The organism is Chryseobacterium sp. MFBS3-17 (assembly GCF_020687745.1).
Taxonomy (GTDB): Bacteria; Bacteroidota; Bacteroidia; order Flavobacteriales; family Weeksellaceae; genus Marnyiella.
Genome location: NZ_JAJEWK010000012.1, coordinates 14,409 through 39,036, shown reverse-complemented (window position 1 = coordinate 39,036; position 24,628 = coordinate 14,409). Strand labels below are relative to the sequence as shown.

At 38.6% G+C, this 24,628-nt stretch carries 25 protein-coding genes; all 25 read right to left on the bottom strand.

Features of this window, described 5'->3' with window-relative positions; genetic code table 11:
* The 25 genes from LKO26_RS10505 to LKO26_RS10380 all read right to left on the bottom strand — a co-directional run bounded on the left by LKO26_RS10505 (position 1) and on the right by LKO26_RS10380 (position 24,626).
* On the bottom strand, positions 1-1,446 hold the full coding sequence (locus LKO26_RS10505) for a hypothetical protein (RefSeq protein ID WP_227587819.1): 1,446 nt from the start codon (positions 1,444-1,446) through the stop codon (positions 1-3).
* Positions 1,433-2,341, bottom strand: a complete 909-nt coding sequence (locus tag LKO26_RS10500) for a hypothetical protein (protein ID WP_227587818.1) — start codon at positions 2,339-2,341, stop codon at positions 1,433-1,435. The genes LKO26_RS10505 and LKO26_RS10500 overlap by 14 nt, the downstream gene beginning before the upstream one ends.
* A gap of 1 nt (position 2,342) precedes the next feature.
* Positions 2,343-3,170, bottom strand: coding sequence for a glycosyltransferase family 2 protein (locus LKO26_RS10495; protein WP_227587817.1), 828 nt, complete (start codon positions 3,168-3,170; stop codon positions 2,343-2,345).
* Positions 3,171-4,205, bottom strand: coding sequence for an EpsG family protein (locus LKO26_RS10490; RefSeq protein WP_227587816.1), 1,035 nt, complete (start codon positions 4,203-4,205; stop codon positions 3,171-3,173).
* On the bottom strand, positions 4,202-5,269 hold the full coding sequence (locus tag LKO26_RS10485; protein ID WP_227587815.1) for a glycosyltransferase family 4 protein: 1,068 nt from the start codon (positions 5,267-5,269) through the stop codon (positions 4,202-4,204). The genes LKO26_RS10490 and LKO26_RS10485 overlap by 4 nt, the downstream gene beginning before the upstream one ends.
* Positions 5,266-6,525 (bottom strand): O-antigen translocase, encoded by a 1,260-nt coding sequence (locus LKO26_RS10480; protein WP_227587814.1) that lies wholly within the window; start codon positions 6,523-6,525, stop codon positions 5,266-5,268. The genes LKO26_RS10485 and LKO26_RS10480 overlap by 4 nt, the downstream gene beginning before the upstream one ends.
* A 16-nt stretch (positions 6,526-6,541) precedes the next feature.
* Positions 6,542-7,651, bottom strand: a complete 1,110-nt coding sequence (locus tag LKO26_RS10475; RefSeq protein WP_227587813.1) for a DegT/DnrJ/EryC1/StrS family aminotransferase — start codon at positions 7,649-7,651, stop codon at positions 6,542-6,544.
* Entirely contained in the window at positions 7,644-8,144 is a 501-nt protein-coding gene (locus tag LKO26_RS10470; RefSeq protein WP_227587812.1) for an acyltransferase, read from the bottom strand. Before LKO26_RS10470 ends, LKO26_RS10475 begins: the two co-directional genes overlap by 8 nt.
* Positions 8,137-8,556 carry a sugar 3,4-ketoisomerase gene (locus LKO26_RS10465; RefSeq protein ID WP_227587811.1) on the bottom strand — a complete coding sequence of 140 codons (420 nt, stop codon included), beginning with the start codon at positions 8,554-8,556 and terminating at the stop codon, positions 8,137-8,139. The genes LKO26_RS10470 and LKO26_RS10465 overlap by 8 nt, the downstream gene beginning before the upstream one ends.
* A complete protein-coding gene (locus LKO26_RS10460; RefSeq protein ID WP_227587810.1) occupies positions 8,549-8,953 on the bottom strand; it encodes a sugar 3,4-ketoisomerase in 405 nt (134 codons plus the stop codon). Before LKO26_RS10460 ends, LKO26_RS10465 begins: the two co-directional genes overlap by 8 nt.
* 8 nt (positions 8,954-8,961) lie before the next feature.
* Entirely contained in the window at positions 8,962-11,319 is a 2,358-nt protein-coding gene (locus LKO26_RS10455) for a GumC family protein (protein ID WP_227587809.1), read from the bottom strand.
* Positions 11,320-11,334: 15 nt separating this feature from the next.
* Complete coding sequence (locus LKO26_RS10450) at positions 11,335-12,156, bottom strand: polysaccharide biosynthesis/export family protein (protein ID WP_227587808.1); 822 nt, start codon at positions 12,154-12,156, stop codon at positions 11,335-11,337.
* 89 nt (positions 12,157-12,245) lie between these two features.
* Positions 12,246-13,265, bottom strand: a complete 1,020-nt coding sequence (locus LKO26_RS10445; RefSeq protein ID WP_227587807.1) for a Gfo/Idh/MocA family protein — start codon at positions 13,263-13,265, stop codon at positions 12,246-12,248.
* Positions 13,266-13,463: 198 nt separating this feature from the next.
* Positions 13,464-15,395, bottom strand: a complete 1,932-nt coding sequence (locus tag LKO26_RS10440; RefSeq protein ID WP_227587806.1) for a nucleoside-diphosphate sugar epimerase/dehydratase — start codon at positions 15,393-15,395, stop codon at positions 13,464-13,466.
* A 72-nt stretch (positions 15,396-15,467) separates the two neighbouring features.
* On the bottom strand, positions 15,468-16,607 hold the full coding sequence (locus tag LKO26_RS10435; RefSeq protein ID WP_227587805.1) for a DegT/DnrJ/EryC1/StrS family aminotransferase: 1,140 nt from the start codon (positions 16,605-16,607) through the stop codon (positions 15,468-15,470).
* A 13-nt stretch (positions 16,608-16,620) separates the two neighbouring features.
* A complete protein-coding gene (locus LKO26_RS10430) occupies positions 16,621-16,830 on the bottom strand; it encodes a hypothetical protein (RefSeq protein ID WP_227587804.1) in 210 nt (69 codons plus the stop codon).
* A gap of 275 nt (positions 16,831-17,105) precedes the next feature.
* Positions 17,106-17,657, bottom strand: coding sequence for a sugar transferase (locus LKO26_RS10425; RefSeq protein WP_227587803.1), 552 nt, complete (start codon positions 17,655-17,657; stop codon positions 17,106-17,108).
* 36 nt (positions 17,658-17,693) lie between these two features.
* Entirely contained in the window at positions 17,694-18,863 is a 1,170-nt protein-coding gene (locus tag LKO26_RS10420; protein ID WP_227587802.1) for an ATP-binding protein, read from the bottom strand.
* Positions 18,864-18,959: 96 nt separating this feature from the next.
* The gene (locus LKO26_RS10415) at positions 18,960-20,123 is read right to left on the bottom strand and encodes an ATP-binding protein (RefSeq protein WP_227587801.1); all 1,164 of its coding nucleotides are present in this window, start codon (positions 20,121-20,123) and stop codon (positions 18,960-18,962) included.
* 195 nt (positions 20,124-20,318) lie between these two features.
* Complete coding sequence (locus LKO26_RS10410; RefSeq protein WP_227587800.1) at positions 20,319-20,615, bottom strand: hypothetical protein; 297 nt, start codon at positions 20,613-20,615, stop codon at positions 20,319-20,321.
* Between the two features lie 108 nt (positions 20,616-20,723).
* Positions 20,724-21,371, bottom strand: coding sequence for an acetyltransferase (locus LKO26_RS10400; RefSeq protein WP_227587799.1), 648 nt, complete (start codon positions 21,369-21,371; stop codon positions 20,724-20,726).
* Between the two features lie 129 nt (positions 21,372-21,500).
* Complete coding sequence (locus LKO26_RS10395; protein ID WP_227587798.1) at positions 21,501-21,689, bottom strand: hypothetical protein; 189 nt, start codon at positions 21,687-21,689, stop codon at positions 21,501-21,503.
* Between the two features lie 24 nt (positions 21,690-21,713).
* Entirely contained in the window at positions 21,714-22,322 is a 609-nt protein-coding gene (locus tag LKO26_RS10390; RefSeq protein ID WP_227587797.1) for a sugar transferase, read from the bottom strand.
* 1 nt (position 22,323) lies between these two features.
* Positions 22,324-23,457 (bottom strand): glycosyltransferase family 4 protein, encoded by a 1,134-nt coding sequence (locus tag LKO26_RS10385; protein ID WP_227587796.1) that lies wholly within the window; start codon positions 23,455-23,457, stop codon positions 22,324-22,326.
* The gene (locus LKO26_RS10380) at positions 23,454-24,626 is read right to left on the bottom strand and encodes a glycosyltransferase (RefSeq protein ID WP_227587795.1); all 1,173 of its coding nucleotides are present in this window, start codon (positions 24,624-24,626) and stop codon (positions 23,454-23,456) included. Before LKO26_RS10380 ends, LKO26_RS10385 begins: the two co-directional genes overlap by 4 nt.
* Positions 24,627-24,628: the final 2 nt, after the last annotated feature.

The window sequence follows — 24,628 nt, the reverse complement described above, 5'->3', positions numbered from 1 at the left end:
TTAATTTAATTTTTTTGTTTGAATTTCCTTTAGATTCACATCAAATATTTCAATATTTTCTATTACATCATTCTTAAATATATTTTTTACATTGGAACGACTGATACGGTACTTTTCTTTTGTTATAGAACTATCAGGAAGTTTGAAATTAATCTGTTCTTTTCCCGTAACTCCTATCAAATCATCTATTTCCACTTCTTTTACTCCGTAAAATTCAACAGTCCCCCCATTAATTGTAGCCTTCCCGAAAGACAATTTGGTTTCAATCTTGGACAATGGCATCATCGCAAACATGGCCACTGCCTGCTTGTAATTGCCTGAGATTACAATATTATTAAATCTTATGTTGTTCTTACCAATAAATGAACCCCGCAATCCTTTATTTAGCATATTACCGCTGATAGTAAGATTGTTGATATTTGCTACGGAATTAATACCAAAAATATGAAATGCAGAACTGTCAAATAGCAAATCACGGGAATCACGATTACGAATAGTAATGATGACGTCCTCCATGGTGATTTGCGAGGTTCCTTCAAACCACATTGCTGCAGATGGATTATTTGAGAAGGTTTTGTTCGAGAAATTTTCGATATTTATTAGTTCTGATTTAAAAATCGTGTTCCTATCAGATGTAACCCCGGAAGAACCATAATTTTTCACTGTGGCTTTCTTTAAATAATACTCTCCAAAGCTAACAATAAAATTAAACGAAGCTTGAGGCATTTTTTGAATGTTCTGATGATTAATCACTTTATTATTTACTTTTATTCTTTGCGGAAAAATTCCTATATCTTCTGCGAATACTTCGCCCACTATCGTTTTTCCATATTGATACTTACCTTCATCTACAGAATGATAAACATGATACGTCTTGTTACTAATGTTCTTAAAGTATAAGTTATTTAAATATACTGTTCCGAAAGTTATCACTGTAAGGCAGGATGATGCATGAATATTTTTCATATTAATTTCTTCAAACAACATTTTTGATTCTTTCTTCAAACTCACAAAATAGAATAAATCATCCGGAACTGGATAGATACTTACAACATTACTTTCCTGCGCAAAATCTTTCCAGCTTTCTATATCTGTTTTATAAGTGCCTCGCCCTCCATCAAAATTTACATTTAACATATATACCTCCTCACTATCTACCTTCATGGAAAATTGATCAGCATACTTTTTGGAAGTTACAAAGTTTATATTCTTTAACAGAAAATGATTAAGGGTTATTTCTGATTTTCCGGAAACGAAATAAGTGAGATTTTCACCATCGATGGTATCTTTATTTACCTGACTGTATCTTAAAGCAGTTTTCATTGCTTCGACATCATCTGTGATACCATCACCCGCCGCTCCAAACATCCGAAGCGTAATTATGCCCGCAGAAAGGTTAACTGAGGCCATACAAAATAATATAAATAAGATGTTACGTAATTTCATTAATCAAATTGGGTTTTTTTAAGAAAAGTCTTACGTCAGTTTTCTTCAATGTCCATCGCTTCCATCCGTTATCAGTTGCAGAATTCTGACCGAATTTGAAAACTGAACCATCATGCTGAGTAACTGCAAGATTATAACCAAGTTTTAGTGCTATCCTAGAAATCTTTATCTCACCTTCTCTTATTAGCAATAATTTATGATTAATTCCCGAGCCCGGAAATTTATTTCCATTTGCTTCAACAATCTCTTCCAACACTTTTATTGTAGTGAGTAGAAAAAAACTCTGTAGATGAGGGGTAAAATTGTTTCGTACCAGAGTTTGCATTCTTTTTGCGCAATAGGACACACCTAATATAGCAACATCGGTATTCCTCTCCATATACTGGACATACGTATTCAAAAATATTGTTTGCTCCTTATGTACAGAAGAATTTGTTAAGATAACGAAAGCATTCGGCTCATATTTAACGTTATTATAAAAATACTCATAACCAGAAAAGTCCATTCCTTTGTTTGAAACTGACTCGACATTGCACCCATACTCTTTCACTTGGTCTAAGTATTTAAATTTTTCAATTTCCGAAATAGTGACATTTATTACTTTCTCATATTTACATTGATTATTTTTAAATCTTTCAAGTTGATGTTTTAGTCCGCACTTAAACGGAATTACACCCTTTATTTCCTTTTTCCTTTCATAATCATACCCCCCCCATTCATGTATATTTATAAAGATCCTTTTGTTCTGAACTATTTCTCTCCTTTTTGTTACATTCAAGGGCTTTCTGGAACTAACTATTTTTTTATATTCTTCATAAATCATAAGAATAGGCAAAAAAACAAGTTCATAAATCATTATCAGCAAAAACTTCAGTTTATAATAATTATTTATCATATCAATAATTTCTCTGAATTGTATATAAAATTTTGTAAAAATAATATTGTACAAAATTTAACCCTTCAATATCATTTAAAAAATCTAATATTTGCTTTTGTCCTCGTAAAGTGGAGAATATGTTCCTCATTTTATTCCTAAAATATGATAAACCTACCTTCCTTGCGCCTACCTCGTTACTCATATGTTGTCGATATAAAATTGTGGATTCTGGAACATGCTTTATTACACCACCATATCGTAACGTATTTAGGGCTAGCCACCAATCATGCATTGGAATAGAAGAAGGATAAGGAAATGCTATATCCTTAACCCGGTGATTGCAGACCATTGTGCAACCCGTAACACAATTAAAAACTTGTATCAAGTTCTTATTTTCCAATATTTTGGGTTGTATTTTAGAAAAATTCCAAAAAGAATCCGAAATTATATTGAGATCTTGGTCTGCGACTGTTAAATCCGTATGAACAATTACCGGACTTTTACTAAATTCTAATTCAGTGGAAATCATCAATTTTAACGAGCGTTCTATTTTAGTTGGCATCCAAACATCATCATGATCGCAAAAGAAGTAGTAATCAGCTTCGGTCACTGTCAATAATCTCATAAAACTTACCTTGGGACCTAAATTCCTATCACCATCTTGAATTAAATGGACATTAGAAAATTTTGCCTGGTATTCATGAATTATTTCAATGGTATCATCAGACGACCCATCATCTCTGATTACCAGGTCCCATTTCTTTTCAGTTTGCGCAAATAAAGAATCCAATTGTGCTCGTAAATACTTAGAAGAATTATATGTTGCTAAGAGTATAGAAATTTTCACTTAACTAAGAATTAGCTGATTATAAAATACATTCATACAAAGAAAAATTAATGCTAAAGCAATCGCAAAGCAATAGCCTACAATTCTCACCTTAAAAATATAAATAACTAAAGGAAATAAAATCAATTCCACAATACCAAACAATTCATGTACCCTATAGGCAATGGCAGGTATTAGAGATAAACTAGGTAATGCACAAAGCGCAATGCCCTCAATTTTCACTAATAAGTAGAAGTATTTGTTATATGGTGCTATATTCTTATGATTGATTAGTATCAAATAAAACATTGCAACCTTTACCAAATAAAATGCATTAAATACATTAATTGTATCATACCCTCCCACACCTTTACGTGAAAGATCTTGATAAGCTTCCAGTTTTGTTTGGAAGTAGGGAATTGGAATATTCTGAATAAAATTAAAACCAACAAAATATAATATATATCCAGCAGGAACTATAAAATATAGAACTTTAATTTTGCTATTATTCTTGAGCAACCACAAGGTGAGAATAAGTATAGCTGAATAATGAAAAAATGTAGCAATAGCTACAAATAAAACAAAATATTTAAAATTTCGATCGTAAAGAGGCTTTATAGCAAGTAATATAAAACCAGCTGCAACACCGGCTCTTATCTGTGTCAATTCATGCAGTATATAAAAATGACTCACATACATGAGAATGGACAAATAAAATAAATTTGTCATGTTTCTTATCGCAATCACTTTCGATGTTACGCCTAGAATAGCATATAGCACGAAGATACTTATATAGGAGAATTCAAAATTATCCCGTAATAAATTCCGGATAAAAATATAAGAGATTTCGATTTGGTTTGCTGAATAATCTAGTCTATTCCACGCCTGAACATACATTCCATAGTCGTTAAACTTTTTACCATCTCGGAAACCTGCAAACGCTATTAATATAAGTACTAACACAGACGAAGTAATCCTATTAATAGACTTAATTTTAGAAGGATGGACCAGAAGTACAAACGAAACAAAAAAAACAACGAAAATACCTACAATCATTCTTTGAAATAATTAATCATTTTTCTTGCTAATAAACTCCATTCAAATTCTTTTATGGAATGTAGACCACGCTCTACCTTTTCTAGCACTAATTCCTTATTGCTTTGCAAGTCCATTACCTTATCAACTATTGATTGTACATTCTTTATCTCGATTTGCCAGGAATTATACTCGTTACTTGGATAATAGCCTGTTGTGATTACCGGCACTCCACATGCCATAGATTCTATGATGGGATAGTGCACGGCATCAAGTTGAATATACTGCGCACATACATAACAATCCAAACTTCTGTAATATTCTGCCAGCTCCCGATCTCCTTTCGGAAAATGCATCGTCACCCCATCTATATTTGACCAGTTTTCATCACCAAATGCGATATGTAATTCTATAGAACTGCCGAGTTGCAATCGCAGTTTCGAAAAAGCTTCCAGAATTATATGAGTTCCTTTAAAAATCTCCATTCTGCCTATCGTTCCCAAGATGAATACTTCGCGGTCTGTAATGCCTTTAGAATTAGAATAAAATAGTTCCATATCTAAACCAGGATACACAACCTTGTCAGAAATGATTTCCTTATAATTTTTATACATAGGGGCATTGACAATGATATTTAAACCCTTTTTGTAGGAATTTTTTGCTATCTGCTTATAAATTTTATATCTTAAAGGACCCGAATTATAGAAATCAGGCTCATATGCCTGTACATAATAAAACTTTTTAGCTTTAATCGTACTTTTCGCAACCGGATCTGCAGTGAAATGTTGTGTGGCAAGTACGACATCAGCCTCGAGTTTATTTAATGCTTTTCTTAGTAATATACGTAAAATGAATGGCCCGCCGATGGGCGCTGGATAATCCTCGTCTCCTTCTGTGACTACGTTTCCACTGTTATCATAATAAATAATGCGTGCCTTGGTAGGATAATACGGTGGTTTTAATTTTTTGTGAGACAGAAATATGACTTCATGATTAAAATCCATCCATTTGTTAGCCAATTCAGAAAGTACGCGCCATCCTCCCTCTTTACTGAAACTACCCACTAAAGGAATTAATATCTTCATAACGATTTACCAAGCAAAAGTTTTCTAAATATAATAACCATAATTCCCAAATATAAAAAATAATTTAAACAATAAGCCTGGGTAATACCTAAGAGACCAAAATGGTACATAAATTTCATGGCGAGGACTACAAAGAGCAGCGAAAACACAACCTCTGTTACAATATATACCTTTGTCATAGATTTCGCCACCATGATAAATGCTAAAATCCAACTCATGATTTTGAAAAAATCCCCCAGTAACTGCCAGAAAAACAAACCCAGCATGGGTCTGAACTCATCTGAAAACAATAATGTAATTACAAAATCTTTTGTATAATAAATAAAGATTAAACTTACTATAATAACCGGAGTTATAATCTTGTAAATTTTAAAAATTTCCCGGCGAAGCATCAGTTTGTCCTGTATTTCTGATAGTATGGGCAAATAGTAAACTGTAAAAGAAGTAGTAATAAACATTAAATATAAAGCTGAAACTCGATTCATAGCCTCCCAGTACCCAGCATCAGTAAGTGATAGATTATTTATAATTTCACTTCGGATAAATAGCTGAGCCAGCGGCAGCGTGAGTGCAGAAACTACTGCCATCAGGGAATAGGATAAATACTTCTTTACTATCACTCTATTCCAAGCCCCCCATAATTTAGTTCTTTTAAACCAAGGGGTTTTTCGTACAAATAAATACGTAATGAAAATGATGATACTTTGATAAGTCACCAAAGATAAAAGCGCTCCTTCGAGTTTATAAATATAGACAAGGCAAACCGTAAAAAACAGCCCCACTATGCTTGTTATAATATTTAACGTAACAAACTTTTTGAATTCTTTAAAGCCGTTAAGGATAGAAACAAAATAATTATTTAACGAAATGAGTATTAAATTAATTCCCAGGCAAGTAAAAACATATGAATACTTATCATCAAGCAGCAATTGGATACTAAAATATTCTGCAGCTAGAATCAGAAATGCACCCAAAATCAGAGAAAAGATTATGGTTATTCTTAAGCCAATTTGAATATATTTATCGAGAAGGGTTTCATCATCCTTATACTCAGCTACATACTTTACTACTCCATTATTAATTCCGCCACCTCCCAAAGCCGTCATAATTCCAACTAAATTCTGTAACTGACCTATCAGAGCAATGCCACCAGGTCCCACCACTGATGCTACCACTTTAATGGTGACATAGCTGGTAAGCATCTTTACCAAAGTAGAAAGACCTGTAAAAGAAAAAACTTTTATCAGGTCAGTCATCAATAAAGATTTTATCTTACTTAACATTAAATGAATTGATTACCGTAATCACTGCACTCACCTCATCATCACTCATTACCGGACTGATGGGCAGACTCAGCACTTCGCAGTGAATGGCTTCTGTAACGGGAAACGCCCACTGGTTCCATTCTCGATACGCTTGCTGGTGATGCGGCGGGATGGGATAGTGAATTAAAGTCTGCACCCCGTTTTCCTGCAGGTATTGCTGCAGCGATTCCCGCTCCTTTGTACGGATTACAAACAAGTGCCACACGTGCTCTTCCTGATTTTCAGGTAATTGAGGAAGCGTGATATTCTTATTATTGATTTCTGTAACGTATCTGTTGGCAATTTCTCTTCTTCTTGCGTTTTCAGCATCAATATATTTCAGTTTCACATTTAAAACCGCAGCCTGAATTTCGTCTAAGCGCGAATTTAATCCCTGGTAAATATTGACATATTTCTGATTGGAGCCATAGTTAGCCAGTGCACGGATGGTTTTGGCCAGTTCTTCATCGTTGGTGGTCACTGCTCCTGCATCGCCCAGAGCACCTAAATTTTTACCTGGATAAAAACTAAAGCCTGCAGCATCTCCCAGATTTCCGGATTTGATGGCGTTCCACTTCGCTCCAATGGCCTGTGCATTGTCTTCAACAATCTTCAGATTATGTTTCTTTGCCATTTCTTTAAGTTCTTCAGAAAAGACAATTCTACCGTACAGATGTACAATCATAATCGCTTTTGTTCTGGAACTGATTTTTTCCTCGATTGCAGAAATGTTGATGTTAAAAGTTTCACGATCCGGTTCTACCAAAACCGGCACCAGACCATTATCTGAAATGGCAAGAACCGAGGCGATATAGGTATTGGCAGGCACAATGACTTCATCTCCCGCCTGCATCACACCCATTTCAATATAACCACGAAGAATCAGCCGCAGTGCATCCAGACCATTGGCAACTCCGATGGCATGATGGGCACCGATATAGCCGGCAAGATTGGTTTCAAAATTCTTCACTTCATTTCCCAGCAAATACCAACCTGACCGGAAGGTATTGACCATTCGTTCTTCTATTTCCTGCTGATGCGCCAGGTTTATTTTTTGTAAATCTAAAAACTTAATCATTGTTCTTGTTTGTGTAAGTAATGGTACCCGTTTTATCTATGGTTCCTCTTTGTTTTGCGGGATTTCCGAACCACACCGAGTATGGCGGAATATCTTTGGTAATCACACTACCGGCACCAATTAAGGCATATTCGCCAATGGTGTTTCCGGCAACTACCGTGGCGTTGGCGCCTATGGAAGCTCCTTTTTTCACTACAGTTCTTTCAAACTTCTCCGGATACTGCTTGGATCTCGGAACCAAATCATTGGTAAAGGTCACGTTCGGGCCTATGAAAACATCATCTTCCAGCATGACTCCATCCCAAATCTGCACGCCGGGCTTAATCGTGACATTGTCGCCGATGTTTACATCATTTTCAATAAAAACCTGGCAATTGATATTGCAGTTCCTGCCGATGACCGCATCTTTCAGAATCACTGAAAATTGCCATACCATGCTGCCTTCTCCGATATTTTCTGACTGCACATCTGCAAGCGGATGAATCTTAACCATGTTTGAGATATTTTAAATAATCATCATAATTCCGAATATAATCTGCCTCGTTATACGCATGCGATGCCAGAACCAGACAGATCGCTCCGGAAGAAAAGTTCATTTCTGATGCCCATACGCCCGGCGGAATATGCAAACCTAAATCGGGCCGGTTCAGAAATACTTGTCTTTTGTACTTTCCATCATCCAGACTTACTTCAAAACTTCCGCTGGCTGCTATAAGAAACTGGTGACACTCTATATGTGCATGCGCTCCCCTGCTTTCGCCACCGGCAATGTCATAGAGATAAAAGACTCTTTTAACATCAAAAGGAAAAGCCGACTGATTTTCTACAACGGTCAAATTTCCTTCTGCAAAGTTCACCTTTCCCAGATCAATCACCGAGCAGTCAAAAACTGTAAGTCTATCCATTCCGTAATGCTTTAAATTCTTCAAAATCCCTGATGTAATCACCGGCATCATACAATTTATCTGACACGATGAGTGCCAGTGAATTGGTGGAGAAATTTTCCATGCGGCGCCAGTACATTTTCGGCACAAACAATCCGTAATAAGAACGATTCAACTGAAATTTCTGCTCTTCTTCCCCGTCATGAAGTACCACATCAAAACTTCCGGAAAGCGCCACAATGAATTCCTGCTGCTCTCTGAAAGCGTGGCTGCCGCGGGTTTCACCACCCGGCACATCATAGACCCAGTACGTGCGGGCGATCTCAAAAGGCAACTGTTTCGGATGCTCAAAAAACGAGAGGTTTCCCCGCGCATCCAGAATCTTCGGTACTTGTATAATTTGTGGAACGATCTTCATCGGGAATGCTAAAATCTGCTTTTCAACTTACTTAAAAATGACTCGTCTCTGGCACTATACCCATATCCATACTTATTCCCATAGCCAAAATACTCTTTGGACACATCATTCAGCACGAAAGCTGCATTTTTAACCCTTTCTGATTCAAATTGTTTATTGGCAAAATCAATCAGAGGCTTCTCTGTATAGCCGGAACGGGTTACATAGATGGTGGCATCGGCAAGCGCTGCAATCAGCGCCGTATCGGTAACCAGCATCATTGGTGCAGTATCCAGAATAATATACTGATAGCGGTGTTTCAATTCTGCCAGCAATTCTTCATACCGGCCATTAGTAAGCAGTTCGGTAGGATTTGGCGGAATGCTTCCGGAATAAATCACATCCAGATGCGGGTTATAAACAGATTGGTGAATAAGCTCTGAGACCGTTCGGGTATCATCATATAAATATTCTGTAAGTCCGTCGACTCCTTTACGTTCTTTATTATAACGCTGCAACTGCGGGTTCCGTATATCAGATCCAATGATGATGACCTTTTTGCCGGGACCCGCCAAAGTCAGCGCCAGATTCACTGACACAAACGTTTTTCCCTCACCCTGCACAGTCGATGTTACAAATACCACATTCCCCTGCTCCTGCTTCGGCAGCATAAAACTTAGGTTGGTAATAATGATTCTGAAGGCTTCAGCCATAGGTGTCAGATCATTTACCTGGACCAGTTCGTTATCGCCACGGCGTAAGCTCGGAACTTCACCCAATACTGGTTTTTTATCTGATAGGGTAAGAAGATCTTCCTTGGACCGCACTTTATTGTTCAGTAAATCTTTAAGATAGATCAGGGAAAACGGCAGCAGAAGCCCCATGAGCAAAGCACCTCCTAAAATCATTATCTTCTTGGGAGATACCGGTTTTTCTGATGCATAGGCCGCATCCACCACTCTGGCTTTTGAAGCTGTAATTGCCATGGAAATGGCGGCCTCTTCTCTCTTTTCCAGCAAAAGAAGGTACAAACTTTCTTTAATTTGCTGTTGTCTTTCAATATTCCGGAACATTTTTTCCTGCGCAGGTATTTTTGAAATATTAGCCCGGGCAGTTCCCTGTTCGGACATAATCTGATCTCTGGCTGCGGAAAGTGCTTTTCTGCCATTTCGCAGATTTTCCATTACCAGTCCTTTAGTAGAATTCAGTTGTTTTGTAAGTTCCACAACCAATGGATTTTCGGGCGTGGCATTTTCCAGTAACCTGTTGCGTTCCAGCACCAGAAGGTTATATGCCGAAATCGCAGATTGTACTCCTTCTGTCTCCAGACCAAGTCCCATGGGTAAGGTCTGATTAATACCCTGCCTTTGGATGAAGCTACTCAGATCATTAATCAGTTGCAACTTCGTTTCTGTTTCCAGTAATTTGGCTCTGGCAGCCTCAGAGGTACCATAATTTATTCTAGCCTCGGTAAGAAGGTCTACAATCTGATTCTGGGTTTTGAACCGTTCCTTCTGCCCTTCCACATCTCCCAGTTCTTCTGCAATAATGGCTATTCTTTCATCAATGAAGTCTTTGGTTTTCTGTGACTCAGAATTTTTGTCTTCCATCGCATCCTCATTATAAGCTTCAACCAGTTTGTTCACCATCTCCTTGGCTTTGGTTACATTGCCATACTTCAAAATGAGATCAATTACGGTTACATCTTTATTGGCCAGATCAATGGACATTTGCTTCTGATACTGAGACACTCTGGAATCTGAAGATGCATAAGAAAGCAGGAGCTGTCCTTTTACCGGATATTTTTTTGCATCATAATCTTTGTTACGCAAAATCATGATATTCGCATATGGCAGGCTGATGGTCTTGCTGAACGTAGTCACCAGCGGTTTGCTGAGATCTTCTGAAACCAGGGTGATTTTGTCGCCGGCCAGCGTCACTTCCAGCGGTTGAATTTCATCTTCATAATCTTTTTCTGATATTACCGTAACCACCACCGGTGCACTTTCTTTGTAAAGTTCTGTTGTCAGGAAACCTTCCTTATCATATACATGAACCTGCAAGCCAAGGTCGGTCACCACTTTGTGCATCATTTTCTTTGATTTGAAAACTTCTAATTCGTTTTCGATGCTGTTGGTAGCCATTCCTCCAAAACCGGACAAATCAGTGAGCATACTTAAATCTCCGGACATCCCTTTTTTGGCATCTTTTATCAGTACCTGTGATTTGATTTCATAAGAAGGTGCGGTATTTTTAATATAAAAAACAGCCAGGGCCAGAAATGCTAAAGCAGATAATACAAACCACCACCATTTCCGGATATATGGTTTAATAATTTCATTAATATCCACCTCCGCAGATGGTTTTGAAACTGAGTTTTCGCTCATGATTATTGGGTATGATTAATTTTTAAAGATGGTTACAAAAATCCCGGCAAGGCCTATAATTGTGCCGGCTACGGCAATATAGGTTCCGGTGTTGGGATTCAGACGAGCGGCTTTTTCCTTGGTCTCATTGGCAGAAATGTAAATCACGTCATTCTGCTTCAGCTGATAGTACGGTGAATCAATGAAATCCACATCCATCAGATTGATGCGCTCTTTCGTGATCTGGCCATTTTCGGTTCGCACCAGCAAAACATTGTCCCGCTTCCCGTACATCGTGAGATCACCTGCCAGACCCAGCGCATTGAGCACCGTAGCCTGCCCGTCCGGAATCGTGTACTGCCCGGGTTGGTTCACCTCACCCAAAACCGTTACTTTATAATTAGTAATTTTGATGCTCACCGAAGGATTCTTAACATAGCGCGAAACTTCATCCCGCAGTTCATCCTGAAACTCCACCAGCGTTTTCCCCGTGGTATTCATCTTGCCAATGACCGGAAAGTCGATCTGGCCCTGCGAATTGACCAGATAAATGGGCGCCGTAGCTTTATCCAGAACCTGAGCCATGGGCGCATTGGTGCTGGGTGTTGAATATTGGGAGGCTTCTGCAGAAGAATAATTCTGATTGAAAGGTGCCACTACCGTCATGTCTTTGGCGGTAATGAAAATGGCCAGCTGGTCGCCTTTCTGAATAGTGGTCACCGCATTCCGCAGCGCCGCATCCGTAGCCAGCTGTTCCACATTCTGTAAATAATTGAGTTCACTGGGTCCCTGCTGGGGTGTACAAGCGGTGAGACCCGCAATTAAAGTTCCTAAAATCAGCAATTTATACCGGTTCATATGTTTTTCAGGATTTGAGTTTTGCAAATATACAATATTGATTTTTTAAGGCGGGCTGCAACATCACCAGGAGTGCAACATACCGTGAATTAAATTTTTTTTCCAGCAGCGTAGATTCTGCAAATGATATCGGTGACCTGCACGCCGTCTGAGACTTCTACCGCCGGACGGCCATTCTGAGTAAGCACCTCTACAATATTATCCAGAATATGCTGATGGTTGGCCGCCGAGCCTTTATAATGTCCATAATCTGTTCCCGGATTGGTGGGGATCAGCTGTGGCATTTCATAATCCTTTACAGTACACACTTCTACCTTGTCCATATACTGGCCGCCTATTTTTACCGATCCGTTCTGCGCAATGACCGTCAGCGAACTTTCCAGATTCTGATTCCACACGGCGGTAGAAAAATTCAGCGTCCCCATTCCCCCGTTCACAAAATCAAAATGTACCGTACCGCTGTCCTCGAATGCTGTAAGATGCTCATGGTTAAAATCGGCGAAGCGGGCGCTGATGTTCTCTATATCGCCAAACAGCCAGTACATGATGTCTATAAAGTGAGAGAACTGCGTGTACAGGGTTCCACCATCCATATCGCTGCGGCCATGCCAATCGTGGTGCAGGTAGTACCGCTCATCGCGGTTCCAGTAACAGTTCATCTGTACCATATAAATATCGCCCAGCGTTCCGCTGTCCACCATATTTTTCAACCATTGTGACGGTGGCGAAAATCGGTTCTGCATTACCATGAAGACGCGTAGATTTTTTTGCTGTGCCAGGTTCATCAGGTGTTCTGCCTCTTCTTTTTTCAGGGCCATCGGCTTTTCAATCACCACATGGCGGCAGGCCTCCAGCACCTGCAGGGCCTGGCTGTAATGAAGTCCGTTTGGCGTGGCCAGTGTGATGACATCTGCCACCTCACCGGAGTTCAGATACGCTTCCAGACTCTGAAAAAACGGAGCCTGAAAGGCTTCCAGATTCAGGGTTTCTTTCATTTTAATATCGATCAGCGCGGCAAGTTCACAGCTCTCACTCTGTTCTATAATTCCGGCGTGTCTTTTCCCGATCTGACCGCAACCTACTACGGCAAATGATATCTTTTTCAACATCTACGTACTAATTAAAGCCCGCTGCGCAGGGCAGAGGGCGGCAGAATTTCCAGTTCCTGTATTCCACCGTGAAAATGGGGTCTAAAATAGTGAAAAATTACGGTCTGACTGCATGAATTGGTAAAAAACTATCATCATCATAAGAAAAAATGCCTGTCATCAGAAAATTGACAAGCAAAAGCGGTAGATTGCTGTATTTTAATCCAGAATTTCGTAGATGGAATTATTGCTGATGAATTCGGGTACAATTCTCTTCAGGCCACTCACCACTTCCAATTTATCCCGTCTCAGAGCGGCTTTCACCACCAGAGTGGTATGTCCGTCTATCACGTCATATGGCATACTGGCATCTTTTGAAATCATGATTTTCTCATGGTGGGTAGGCAGCGTTTTGGTACCATCAGAAAGGAGTTCCTCATAAAGTTTCTCTCCCGGTCTCAATCCTGTATAGATGATGCGGATGTCGCCATGCGGCTCCAGTCCGGAGAGTTTGATCATTCTTTCGGCCAGATCCAGGATTTTCACGGGCTCGCCCATATCAAACACAAAAATCTCACCACCATTGCCCATGGTTCCGGCCTGCAGCACCAGTTCACAGGCTTCGGGAATGGTCATGAAATACCGCACAATATCCGGATGGGTGATGGTTACCGGCCCGCCGTTGGCAATCTGTTTCTTAAAATGAGGGATTACAGAGCCGTTGGAGCCCAACACATTACCAAACCGGGTGGTAATAAACTTTGTTGTATTGCCTTCCTGTTCCTGCAATGCCTGAACGATAAGTTCTGCGGTTCGCTTGGACGCTCCCATCACATTGGTCGGGTTCACGGCCTTATCGGTAGAGATCATTACAAAACGGTTCACCTGATATTCACTGGCCAGCGATGCCAGGTTTTTACTACCCAGCACATTGACCAAAACGGCCTCATGCGGGTTTTCTTCAATGAGGGGAACATGTTTATAAGCCGCTGCATGATACACCATAGAGAATCGATACTTTTCAAATAACGGCACCAGCCTATGGCGGTTGGAGATATCGGCGAGGACAAATTTAAAGGTCACATTCGGGAAGGCATCCCGCATTTCCAATTCCATTTCGTGCAGCGGAGTTTCTGCCTGATCCAGCACCACAATCATGGCCGGGCGGAACAGCGCTACCTGCCTTACTATCTCACTGCCAATGGATCCTGCACCCCCGGTAACCAGCACAGTTTTGCCCTCGTGCCGTAATTTCACCTCGGAATTATCAATTTTGATGGGCTTACGGTTCAGTAAATCCTCAATCTGCATGGATTTGATGGTCATTTCAGAATCATTGTTCTGCAACTGCTGCACCGTAGGGGTTTTATATACCTTAAGGTCTTTTTCCAGAAAGAAGGACACCCAGCGGTTCAGTTCTTCTTTAGACATCATTTCCTGCACCACCAGAATACCGTCCAGCATCAGGTCTTCTTTGGTGAACGTTTCCAGTTTTGATTTGGAATAAATGGGTTTGCCCAATAAAATGGCATGGTTGGAATCGTGTCTTTCGGTGAGGAATCCGGAAATATCATATGGCATATTCGGATTATCAATAACCGCACGGGCTACGGCTACCGCCTGCTCGTCTATACCCAGCACCCATATTTTTTTGCGCAGGGCGCTTCTTCGGAACTCGCGGGCATAGTGAAAAAATTCTTTCACCGTGAGCCGGAAGATGAAGAGCAGAATAAAGGAGGACGAAAAGAAAATGGCCGAAAACGGAATCAGCATATAAATGAGCCGCTCGCCGGTAAACAGATAATACGAAAAGCAAATGAGTCCGTTCACTACCGTAGTGCAGAAGCACGCCATAAACAGTTTGAAGAGATCTATGAACGTGGAGTGGCGTATAATGCCCGCATAGGTGCGGAACATGAACATGAACAACATACTGAGCCCGATGATCAGCAGATAGACCACATCAAGATACATGAAAATGGACTGTCCGTAGGTCAGTTTTCTGAGGAGATAGTTAGAAAAGTAAATGGCTATAGAAATCAGAATCACATCCAGCACCAGTACAACCCATCTGGGCAGATACCGGATGTCGGTAATGCTTAACAAATTATCACTGTTATATATCCGGTTAAAAATATGCTGTCCCTTCATGAAGCTGTTCGGTTCTGGTCCGGTAATCCCGGGGCTGATGCTCTGCTTTTCTTAAGCAAATATCACCATTTTTTAATTACGATTTAGTTTTTTGTTCACGGTTTCAGAAATCCGCTGCTTTTCATGCTCCTGAAGATTGGATCCGGAAGGCAGACACAAGCCTATACGGAACAAATCCTCGGCTACGGTACCGCCGTAGTAGGCAGCATCTTTAAATACCGGTTGCATATGCATCGGCTTCCAGAGCGGTCTGGATTCAATTTCCATATTGAAGAAGCTGTTGCGCAGATCTTCCCGGCTGAAACCCGTCTTTTCTTCATCAATCAGAATGACCGACAGCCAGTGATTGGAGAAAAAATCTGCATCAGGTTCCGTGAAAACAGTAATGCCCGCTGCATCTTTGAAAAGCTCGGTATAAAACTGATGATTGCGGCGGCGTCCGTTTACCCGATCCTGCAATACTTCCATCTGTCCGCGGCCTATCCCTGCAGAAACATTGCTGAGCCTGTAGTTGTACCCGATGTGGGAATGCTCATAGTGCGGTGCATTATCCCGTGCCTGGGTGGCATAAAATATCGATTTGCTTTTATATTCTGAATTTCGGGTGACCAGCGCACCCCCTCCCGAAGTGGTAATGATTTTGTTGCCGTTAAAGCTCAGCACCGCCATATCGCCAAAAGTCCCACATTTCTGTCCTTTATAGGCAGACCCCAGCGCTTCGGCGGCATCTTCTATCAGGGGAACTCCGTATTCGGCGCAAATTTCTGTAATCTCCTTCATTTTGGCTGGCATTCCGTAGAGATGAACTACAATCACGGCTTTCGGAAGTCTGCCTTTTGCCGCGAAAGCCTGCAGTGCTTCACGCAAAGCATCCGGACAAAGATTCCAAGTATCCGGCTCACTGTCTATAAAAACGGGACGGGCACCCAGATAGGCAATAGGATTGGCAGAAGCCGCAAACGTCATGGACTGGCAAAAGACATCATCGCCAGCTTCCACACCCAGCATCAGCAACGCCAGATGCAGGGCTGCTGTACCGGAGCTGAGCGCCGAGACATAACATCCCGCTCCCAGATAGCGTTCCAGATCACCCTCAAAACCATTAACATTGGGACCCAGTGGTGCCACCCAGTTATTACTGAAGGCTTCGTGAATATACTTGAGTTCATTGCCGCCCATGTGCGGAGATGATAGCCAGATTCTGTTGCTCATAGAATGGAAGATGCTAAATTAGGTTCATGCCGAAGGCGAGTATGAAATTTTGATCATTGTGTATGGCAGAATGCCCTTGCGACACCCGCTTTATCCCTGCAAATCCAGGAACTTCAATGCGCAGGTTGCTGCATGCATCTGCAGCAAGGGCAACGTTAAAAATACAGCGCAGCATCAATACCTCATGGGTTTTGCAATGCCCTGCAAAGTGTGAAGCACTCATAGTGTTTTTTTTCGTGTTTTTTCAGGCAACTCCCTTCCGTATCATCCATCAATACTGGACTTAAGCGGTATGGCGAGAGACCGGCCCACGTCTTTCTGGGAGTTTCGTTGGATACAAAAATAGGGAATTTTAGTACAGGTAATGGTTTTCTGCTAGATAATTTTACTATTTTTTTCAAATTTTAAGCAGCGGAAGAGTAACCAAATTTCATGCCAACCCTCTGTTTATACCGGTTTCAGCGGTGAAAAAACATCGCTAAATCACAGAGATGATACTTATTTACGCCATACCGTGCGCAGCATGATCTGCAAATCCAGCCAGAAGGAACGCCGGTGGTAATAGTCCAGGTTCATCTTTACCTTATCCGGAAACAGGACCTCATCATTGTACTTCAGCGGGTTCTCTTTAGCGGCCAGCAAAACCTCTTCATCTGCATATTTAATGCTCGCTTCCGAGGTAATTCCCGGTTTCAGCTCCAGCACCTTCCGGTCTTCGCCGGTAAGGGTATCATAATAACCGGGCAGATCCGGCCGGGGTCCTACGAACGACATCTCGCCTTTCAGCACATTCACCAGCTGGGGAAGTTCATCAATCTTGGAGCGGCGCAGGAAACGACCCAGCGGGGAAATGGTGCGGGTCACCGGATGCACGGTTTTCAGTTTATAGATGATGAACAGACGGCCATACTGCCCCACTCTTTTCTGGGTAAAAATACCGCCGGAGCGGGTATCCAGACTTGCCGCCATATAACCGGCAATCAGCACCGGACTCAGCAGCACCAGAAGCACCAGCGATAAGATAAAGTCGAAAAGTCGTTTGACAAGCATTCTTTTTTGGTTTATGGGTGCAGGCAGGAAAAATTTTTAATACATCAATCCAAAATGCCATAATGGTATCGTATTGAGATAACCTTTTTCGATATCGGCTTTGACTACAAAGCCTTTTTCAGCATTTTTTATTTGTTTTAGTCCTTTGTTTTTTCCTCCTACTTCAAATTCCACATGGTCAATTCTAAAATCTGCCAATGATGATGAAACCACTTGATGAGCAATCCTTAACTGATTCAGAAAAAAAGTTTCTCTGACGTTTCCTGTGTTCTGGTTTTCGCTGGCTAAGTTATACACCAAATTGGTATTGTCCAAATAAACTTTTTCCAACTTTCCTAATCCACGGATTCCTCCCGTTTCATTTCTCAACTGTGCCACCATTCCTGCCTCTTCCATATAAAGGAGATAATCTGCGATGTTGTTTCGGCTGACATTGAGCATTTCAGCAATTTTGCTCATATTGGGTTTAAACGGAACACTCTCTGCCACAACGGCTAACAGTTGCTTTAGCTTTCTGCCTGTTGACACATTCATATCTGCATAAGTCGGGATATCGCTTTCCAGGGTCTGACTCACCACCTGCTGTAAGCGCAGATCAAAATCATCTTCTATGGCAAAGGGATAATACCCTCTTTTCAGATAATCATCAAACAACGGCAATGGATGCGGAATTTGCGGCAAATCAACTTGATGATTCAGAATTTCTTCTAAACTGAATTTCGAAACTTCTAACTGATGAAAAAGCCCCAAATATTCCCGAAATGATAATCCCTGCATGGCATAAACCACTGCTCTGCGGCTTAAATCGGAACTGCCTTTTTTGATATCAAGCACCGAAGAACCTGTAAAAACCATTTTCAGCTCTTTGTGATAGTCATAAATCAATTTCAATTCTTTCGACCAATCCGGGTATTTGTGTATTTCGTCTATAAGCAAATATTTCCCTCCTGATTTCACAAAAGCATCTGCCAAATCGATCAGCCGATTTTTGGCAAAATAAAAATCTTCGGCGGTAACATATAAAGTCTGATGAATGTTGAGATTATTTTTGATGTACTGTAAGACCAAAGTTGTTTTTCCGACACCCCGGGGACCGATGAGTCCAACCAATCTGTTTTGCCAATTGATCTGATGATAGGAATAACGGATAAATGCCGTATCTACCCCGGAAATCAAACGATTGGAATATTCAAATAAAGTGTCCATTTCTACTTTTTATACAAATATAGTATATTTTGCACTGTCACAGTGCGTTTTTCATGATAATTTGCACTGTCAGAGTGCAAAATTAACCAAAACCGTTCACTCCACCCCAAATTCTTTCCAGGGGATTACTTTTCCTGCTGTCCGGTTTTGCCGGTCATTTCCGCCGTAAACCAAAGCTTTGTCCAGATCTTTCCAGCCCGAAAGTTGCTGAAACTTTTCCATTCCTTTAAACATATCAGGCATCACCGTCATAGAAGCTTTGAACTCCACAATCCGGAAACCTTTGTCGTTTTCAATTAAAAAATCCACTTCATTGCCCGAAGAATCTCTCCAAAACCAAAGGTCGTCCACCACGTTTTTGTGCGACATCTGTTTGATGTATTCGGCGATCATCATATTTTCAAACAGACATCCTTTCAGAGAATGGGTTCGCAGTTGTTTCTCATCGGTTATTTTCAACAAATAGCACAACAATCCCGAATCATAAAAATACAATTTTGGGGTTTTGACGATGCGTTTACTAAAGTTTTTGTAATACGGATACAACTGATAAACGATATAACTGTTTTCCAAAGCCGATAACCACGCTTTTGCCGTAGGCTGAGTGATTCCACATTCGTTTGCCAACGCATTCAGATTGAGCAATTGCCCTGCCCGGGTAGCACATAAAGCCAGGAAATTCTGAAACAAACGCATATTGCGAATGTTGATTAATTCGGTTACGTCCCGTTGAATATAAGTCTGCACATAATTCGCATAAAATGTTTTTGACGGAATGCCCCGGTCGTAAATGGCAGGATAAAACCCTTTGACTAAACTGTATAAAAAATCATCTTCGTTGAGCCAACCGGCTGATTTCATTTCATTGTTATCAAAAGGAAACAACTTAAAAATCGCCACCCTACCTGCCAAACTTTGGGTAATACTCTGCATCAAATGGAAGTTTTGAGAACCCGACAAGATGAACTGCCCCATAATTCCCGAATCATCTACAATGGATTGTATGTACGAAAACAAATGCGGTACTCTTTGTGCTTCATCAAAAATCACAAACTTGTCAAACTCTGCCAAAAAACCATTCGGGTCTTTTTCGGCATACGAACGCATATCGGGGTTCTCGAGATTGACATAACGATAATCGGGGAATTCGGTTTTGAGCATCGTTGTTTTGCCGGATTGCCGAGGTCCGGTAACAGCAACAACAGGATACTTACCTAACAAATCCTGTATGGGAAATTTTATATTTCTGAATAATGACATAGTACATTGAATTTCAATACAAATGTACAATTAATTTTAAAATTACACAGGACAAATTTTGAAATTACAAGAGGCTAATTTTGAAATTACATGAAGTAAATTTTGAAATTAAAAGCAATGAATTTTGAAATTACAAACCGTGAATTTTGAAATTACATGAAGTGAATTTTGAAATTACAGGGAATCATTTGCAGATTATTTCAAAGTCTGAAGCCTTAAACGAGCCAGGACTTCAGGACTGGCGCTGCAGGGTTTACACACTTTGCATGCGGTATAGCCGGCACGCAAAGCTTTTGTACGGTCTGTTTTAATTTTACTGGCTCTCAGGTGGTGACAACTGCTCGGGTGAAATTTCTTCCCTGTTTTGGTAGTGTACACTACTTGTTCTTTGACCGCAACTTTTTCTACAAGTAGCTGACTTCCTGCAACGGGTGCAATACCTGAAAAAGATACCCAAAGACTAACAACGAAAAGAAAGAAAACGTTTTTCATGGTTGTTTTATTTTGATGATTCTGCTGGGGTTACCTACAACGGTTGCCCCATCAGGAATATCATTAATAATAACAGTACCTGCACCAATAGTAAACTACTTCCCTATTTTATTCATGAAATTTAATAGGCTTAGCAGGGATGCCCACAGCTGTACATTTAGCAGGCAAAGATTTTGAAACAACAGCACCAGCACCTACAATAGTTTCTTGTCCAATTTCTAATAAATTAATGATTTTAGCTCCTGTACCAACATATACACTATGGTGTAAATATACTTCTCCTGAGATATTTACACTTGGCATAAAAGCACAATAATCGTCAATTATTGTGTCGTGTCCTACTGTACACAGTAAATTAAAAATTACGAAATCTCCAATTTTAATATTACATGTAATTATTGTTCCTTCGCAAATAATTGTTCCCTTACCAATTTGAACATCATCTGACGAGACAGATGCGTTTGGATGAACAATTGCGGGAAATTTAATAAATGAATTTTCTATTTTATCGAGAATGATTTTCTTTATTCTGGGATCACCTACTGAAATAATTAATGATAATTCAGAAGTGACTTCATTTAATTCCTGAATTCCTCCTAAAACAGGGTAACCGTTTACAATCGTTCCTTTTTCGATACCATCATCATAAAAACCTACAAAATTATAAGTATTAGGCTCTGCTTTATTAATTGCATCAATAATGGTTTTAACTTCTCGACCAAAACCACCTGCGCCAAAAATTGTTATATTTTTCATTATATGTTTTTTTAATTATTTCCGTTAAAAGGTTTATCTTTCCTAACCAATGCTTCGTTTTTAATTTTATTTATAGAGAATGACTTCTCTGACCCATTGAAATCAGCAAACATTCGAAAACGTTTCATATTACTTCTTTAGCTTAAAGATTCTCTTTTTTACTTTAACAGTGTCGTATTTAGGCTTTCCTATTTTTATTTTTGTTCCATCTGTATGAACTTTAAGCAATTCTCCGTTTTCAACGATTATGTAGGGTAAACCTAATGCTTTATTTTCATGTATAGAATTTTCTACTGCTTTCTGTTGTAGATAATCCAAACCTTCTTTTTTATATCTACCGCTTTAATTATCACCATTAAAAGGCTCTGCTGTCGCTTGTCCTTCCTGACTAATTCCCTCGCTTCTAAAAACTTTTTTAAAGGTCATTAAAAAAACCTTTATATCTGTGGCAAAAGAAAGGTGATCCACATACCAGACATCATATTCAAATTTCTGTTGCCAGCTGATGGCATTTCGGCCATTGACCTGTGCCCAGCCGGTAATTCCCGGACGGACTTCATGTCTTCTTTTCTGCTCTGCATTATACAAAGGTAAATATTGAGGCAATAACGGCCGCGGACCAATCAAACTCATATCTCCTTTCAGCACATTGATGAGTTGGGGGAGTTCGTCTAAAGAGGTTTTCCGCACGAATGCGCCAATTGATGTCAGGCGATCGGCATCAGACAGTAAATTACCATGTACATCTTTTTTATCGCTCATGGTTTTAAACTTTATGATTTTAAAGATGCGTTCGTTTTTACCCGGACGAGCTTGAAAGAAAAACGGTTTTCCTTGATTGGCAAAATATAAACCAATCGTTACCAAAATAAAAATTGGAGATAAACAGATTAACCCAACTAAAGCGATTAGGAAATCAAAAACTCGCTTGATATAGTTTTGATATAACATATTATTTATTTATCAATTTTTTATAAATACTCAATTGTCCATCCCAAATTTTATCATGTGAAAAAAAATTCAATATCCTTTCTTTGCTAGATTGACCGAATTTTAATCGTAAATCTTTTTCTTTATATAGCAAATCCATTTTGGATACTAAACTTTTTACATTTTTTGATTCTACTAAAAATCCTGTTTCACCATCTACAATTGTATCTTTTAGTCCTGGAATATTCGAAACTAAAGCAGGTACTTCCATTAATCCTGCTTCAATCACAACGTTGCCAAATCCTTCTCTATAAGAAAATAATATAAAAACATCCATTATAGAATAATACTCCTCTATATTTTCTGTATAGTCAATTAAAATAATTGAAGTATCATTTATTATTTTATTTAATAAATTTTTATCAATACAATCCGCTTCATTGTAAGAACCTATTAACAATAATTTTACATTTTTATGTTTAGCTTTAAGTAATTGAAAAGCATCGAATAACTCTCTAATACCCTTATCATTAACTAATCTACCTACATAACCATAAACTATAGTGTCTTCTGATATTTTTAGAACCTCTCGTAAATTATTATTAACTTTTCTAAATTTATTAATATTGATTCCATTACTACTACCCTTCAATACAACTTCACTCTTAGATTTAGAAAATAATTTTTTATTAATTGCATGTTGTTCTAGCGACGGAGAAATTACTATAATTTTGTCGGCTAAATAACACGTTATTTTTTCTGTTAAAAATACTATTCTATATTTTAGGCCAGTTAATGTATCTGATCTTAACCCTCTTAAAGTGAAAATAGTTTTGATTTTATTTCGGAAAAATAATTTAGAAATTATAGTAAATAATAATGCTGCTTTTGGTGTACTAACATTTATTACATCTGGTTTTAATTTTTTTAACAGGAAATATATTTTAATTAAAGAAATAAAATCTTTGATAGGATTTATTTCTCTTTCCATTTCAATAGGATAATATTTTCCTAACTCTTTTTCAACTTTATCTTTTGTATTTTCATTAAAAGAGGAAACAAAACAAACTTCATTTCCTTTATTAACAAGATAATTAATCTGTCCTTCAATTAATTTATAACTTAAATATGAAGTTACACCAATTAATATTTTCATTTTACTTCAATATCTTCATTCATTAATGAATAAAATTTTTTTCTTCTATTTATTAAGTTATCTAATAAATAATCTTCTGCCTTAATAAGACTACGATTTGATTCTTGTTTTAATAATTTCCTATTATTATATAGCTCCAATATATGTTTAGAAAGCAATTGATAATTACCACTATCATGTATAAAACTATTTGTTATTAATTCAGGTATTCCCCCAACATTACTACCAATAACAGGACATCCCATTGCCATAGCTTCAATTGTAGCCCTAGGCATACCTTCAGTAAATGATGGCTGGACATACAAAGAAAGATTTTTCAACATTTCATTTATCTCATCACCTGGCATTAAAGCTCCTATAAATTTAATATTGTCATTCAAGTTATAGGATTTTGCCATTTCATTAATCCAGTCAAAATTGCCTTTTCCAATAAAATATATTTCAATATTAGATTTTATATGTTTTGGAAGTTCATTTATAGCCTTTAATAGTATGTCTTGTCCTTTATATCTAACATCAAAACCACCTATCAAACCAATCTTAAGAATTTGTAAAAAAAAACGTTGATTATCTATTTCTGAATTATTTAAAATCTTTTTGATAATAACATTTGATAGATTTGTAACAATGGCTTTATCATTATGAGGATAATCTTTTTGTAATTTATATTTTGTTACATAAGTAATATAATTTGCTTTCGAAACATATTTACGATTAAATTTATCGAAAATAGGTGCAGCAAATTTTCCTAATAATGAACCATGCATACCTAACGCCTCACTAGCATTTCCTACTTGTTCAACCCAAATTTTTTTATTCAATTTCATTGCAATTTCAGCTGTAATAAATCCTAATACACTCGGAAGTCGAACTAGTATCACATCATTTTTAGTAATTAAATCTGTAAGCTCTTTTTTTATTAAATTGTAATTTTTAAATAGCCCTGATACTGAAGAATATAAATCTGTTAAAAAAAAATTGACATTAACATTACCGGAGCTAATCGCTTTTTTCGAAGCTAAAGATTTAGAACGTCTTGCGTATATGTTAATTTCGTCAAAATTCATCAAATAATTATTCCATATACTATCAGGAAATGCACCACCTGTATAAACTTTATTATCATTATCCTGATAAAATGGATGATCATGTACAAATAATATTCTCATTA

Bases quoted from the DNA above. Each gene is read 5' to 3' on its own strand.
- LKO26_RS10505 (WP_227587819.1), bottom strand. From the start codon at position 1,446: ATGAAATTACGTAACATCTTATTTATATTATTTTGTATGGCCTCAGTT.
- LKO26_RS10500 (WP_227587818.1), bottom strand. From the start codon at position 2,341: ATGATAAATAATTATTATAAACTGAAGTTTTTGCTGATAATGATTTAT.
- LKO26_RS10490 (WP_227587816.1), bottom strand. From the start codon at position 4,205: ATGATTGTAGGTATTTTCGTTGTTTTTTTTGTTTCGTTTGTACTTCTG.
- LKO26_RS10485 (WP_227587815.1), bottom strand. From the start codon at position 5,269: ATGAAGATATTAATTCCTTTAGTGGGTAGTTTCAGTAAAGAGGGAGGA.
- LKO26_RS10480 (WP_227587814.1), bottom strand. From the start codon at position 6,525: ATGACTGACCTGATAAAAGTTTTTTCTTTTACAGGTCTTTCTACTTTG.
- LKO26_RS10475 (WP_227587813.1), bottom strand. From the start codon at position 7,651: ATGATTAAGTTTTTAGATTTACAAAAAATAAACCTGGCGCATCAGCAG.
- LKO26_RS10470 (WP_227587812.1), bottom strand. From the start codon at position 8,144: ATGGTTAAGATTCATCCGCTTGCAGATGTGCAGTCAGAAAATATCGGA.
- LKO26_RS10465 (WP_227587811.1), bottom strand. From the start codon at position 8,556: ATGGATAGACTTACAGTTTTTGACTGCTCGGTGATTGATCTGGGAAAG.
- LKO26_RS10460 (WP_227587810.1), bottom strand. From the start codon at position 8,953: ATGAAGATCGTTCCACAAATTATACAAGTACCGAAGATTCTGGATGCG.
- LKO26_RS10455 (WP_227587809.1), bottom strand. From the start codon at position 11,319: ATGAGCGAAAACTCAGTTTCAAAACCATCTGCGGAGGTGGATATTAAT.
- LKO26_RS10450 (WP_227587808.1), bottom strand. From the start codon at position 12,156: ATGAACCGGTATAAATTGCTGATTTTAGGAACTTTAATTGCGGGTCTC.
- LKO26_RS10445 (WP_227587807.1), bottom strand. From the start codon at position 13,265: ATGTTGAAAAAGATATCATTTGCCGTAGTAGGTTGCGGTCAGATCGGG.
- LKO26_RS10440 (WP_227587806.1), bottom strand. From the start codon at position 15,395: ATGAAGGGACAGCATATTTTTAACCGGATATATAACAGTGATAATTTG.
- LKO26_RS10435 (WP_227587805.1), bottom strand. From the start codon at position 16,607: ATGAGCAACAGAATCTGGCTATCATCTCCGCACATGGGCGGCAATGAA.
- LKO26_RS10430 (WP_227587804.1), bottom strand. From the start codon at position 16,830: ATGAGTGCTTCACACTTTGCAGGGCATTGCAAAACCCATGAGGTATTG.
- LKO26_RS10425 (WP_227587803.1), bottom strand. From the start codon at position 17,657: ATGCTTGTCAAACGACTTTTCGACTTTATCTTATCGCTGGTGCTTCTG.
- LKO26_RS10420 (WP_227587802.1), bottom strand. From the start codon at position 18,863: ATGGACACTTTATTTGAATATTCCAATCGTTTGATTTCCGGGGTAGAT.
- LKO26_RS10415 (WP_227587801.1), bottom strand. From the start codon at position 20,123: ATGTCATTATTCAGAAATATAAAATTTCCCATACAGGATTTGTTAGGT.
- LKO26_RS10410 (WP_227587800.1), bottom strand. From the start codon at position 20,615: ATGAAAAACGTTTTCTTTCTTTTCGTTGTTAGTCTTTGGGTATCTTTT.
- LKO26_RS10400 (WP_227587799.1), bottom strand. From the start codon at position 21,371: ATGAAAAATATAACAATTTTTGGCGCAGGTGGTTTTGGTCGAGAAGTT.
- LKO26_RS10390 (WP_227587797.1), bottom strand. From the start codon at position 22,322: ATGTTATATCAAAACTATATCAAGCGAGTTTTTGATTTCCTAATCGCT.
- LKO26_RS10385 (WP_227587796.1), bottom strand. From the start codon at position 23,457: ATGAAAATATTAATTGGTGTAACTTCATATTTAAGTTATAAATTAATT.
- LKO26_RS10380 (WP_227587795.1), bottom strand. From the start codon at position 24,626: ATGAGAATATTATTTGTACATGATCATCCATTTTATCAGGATAATGAT.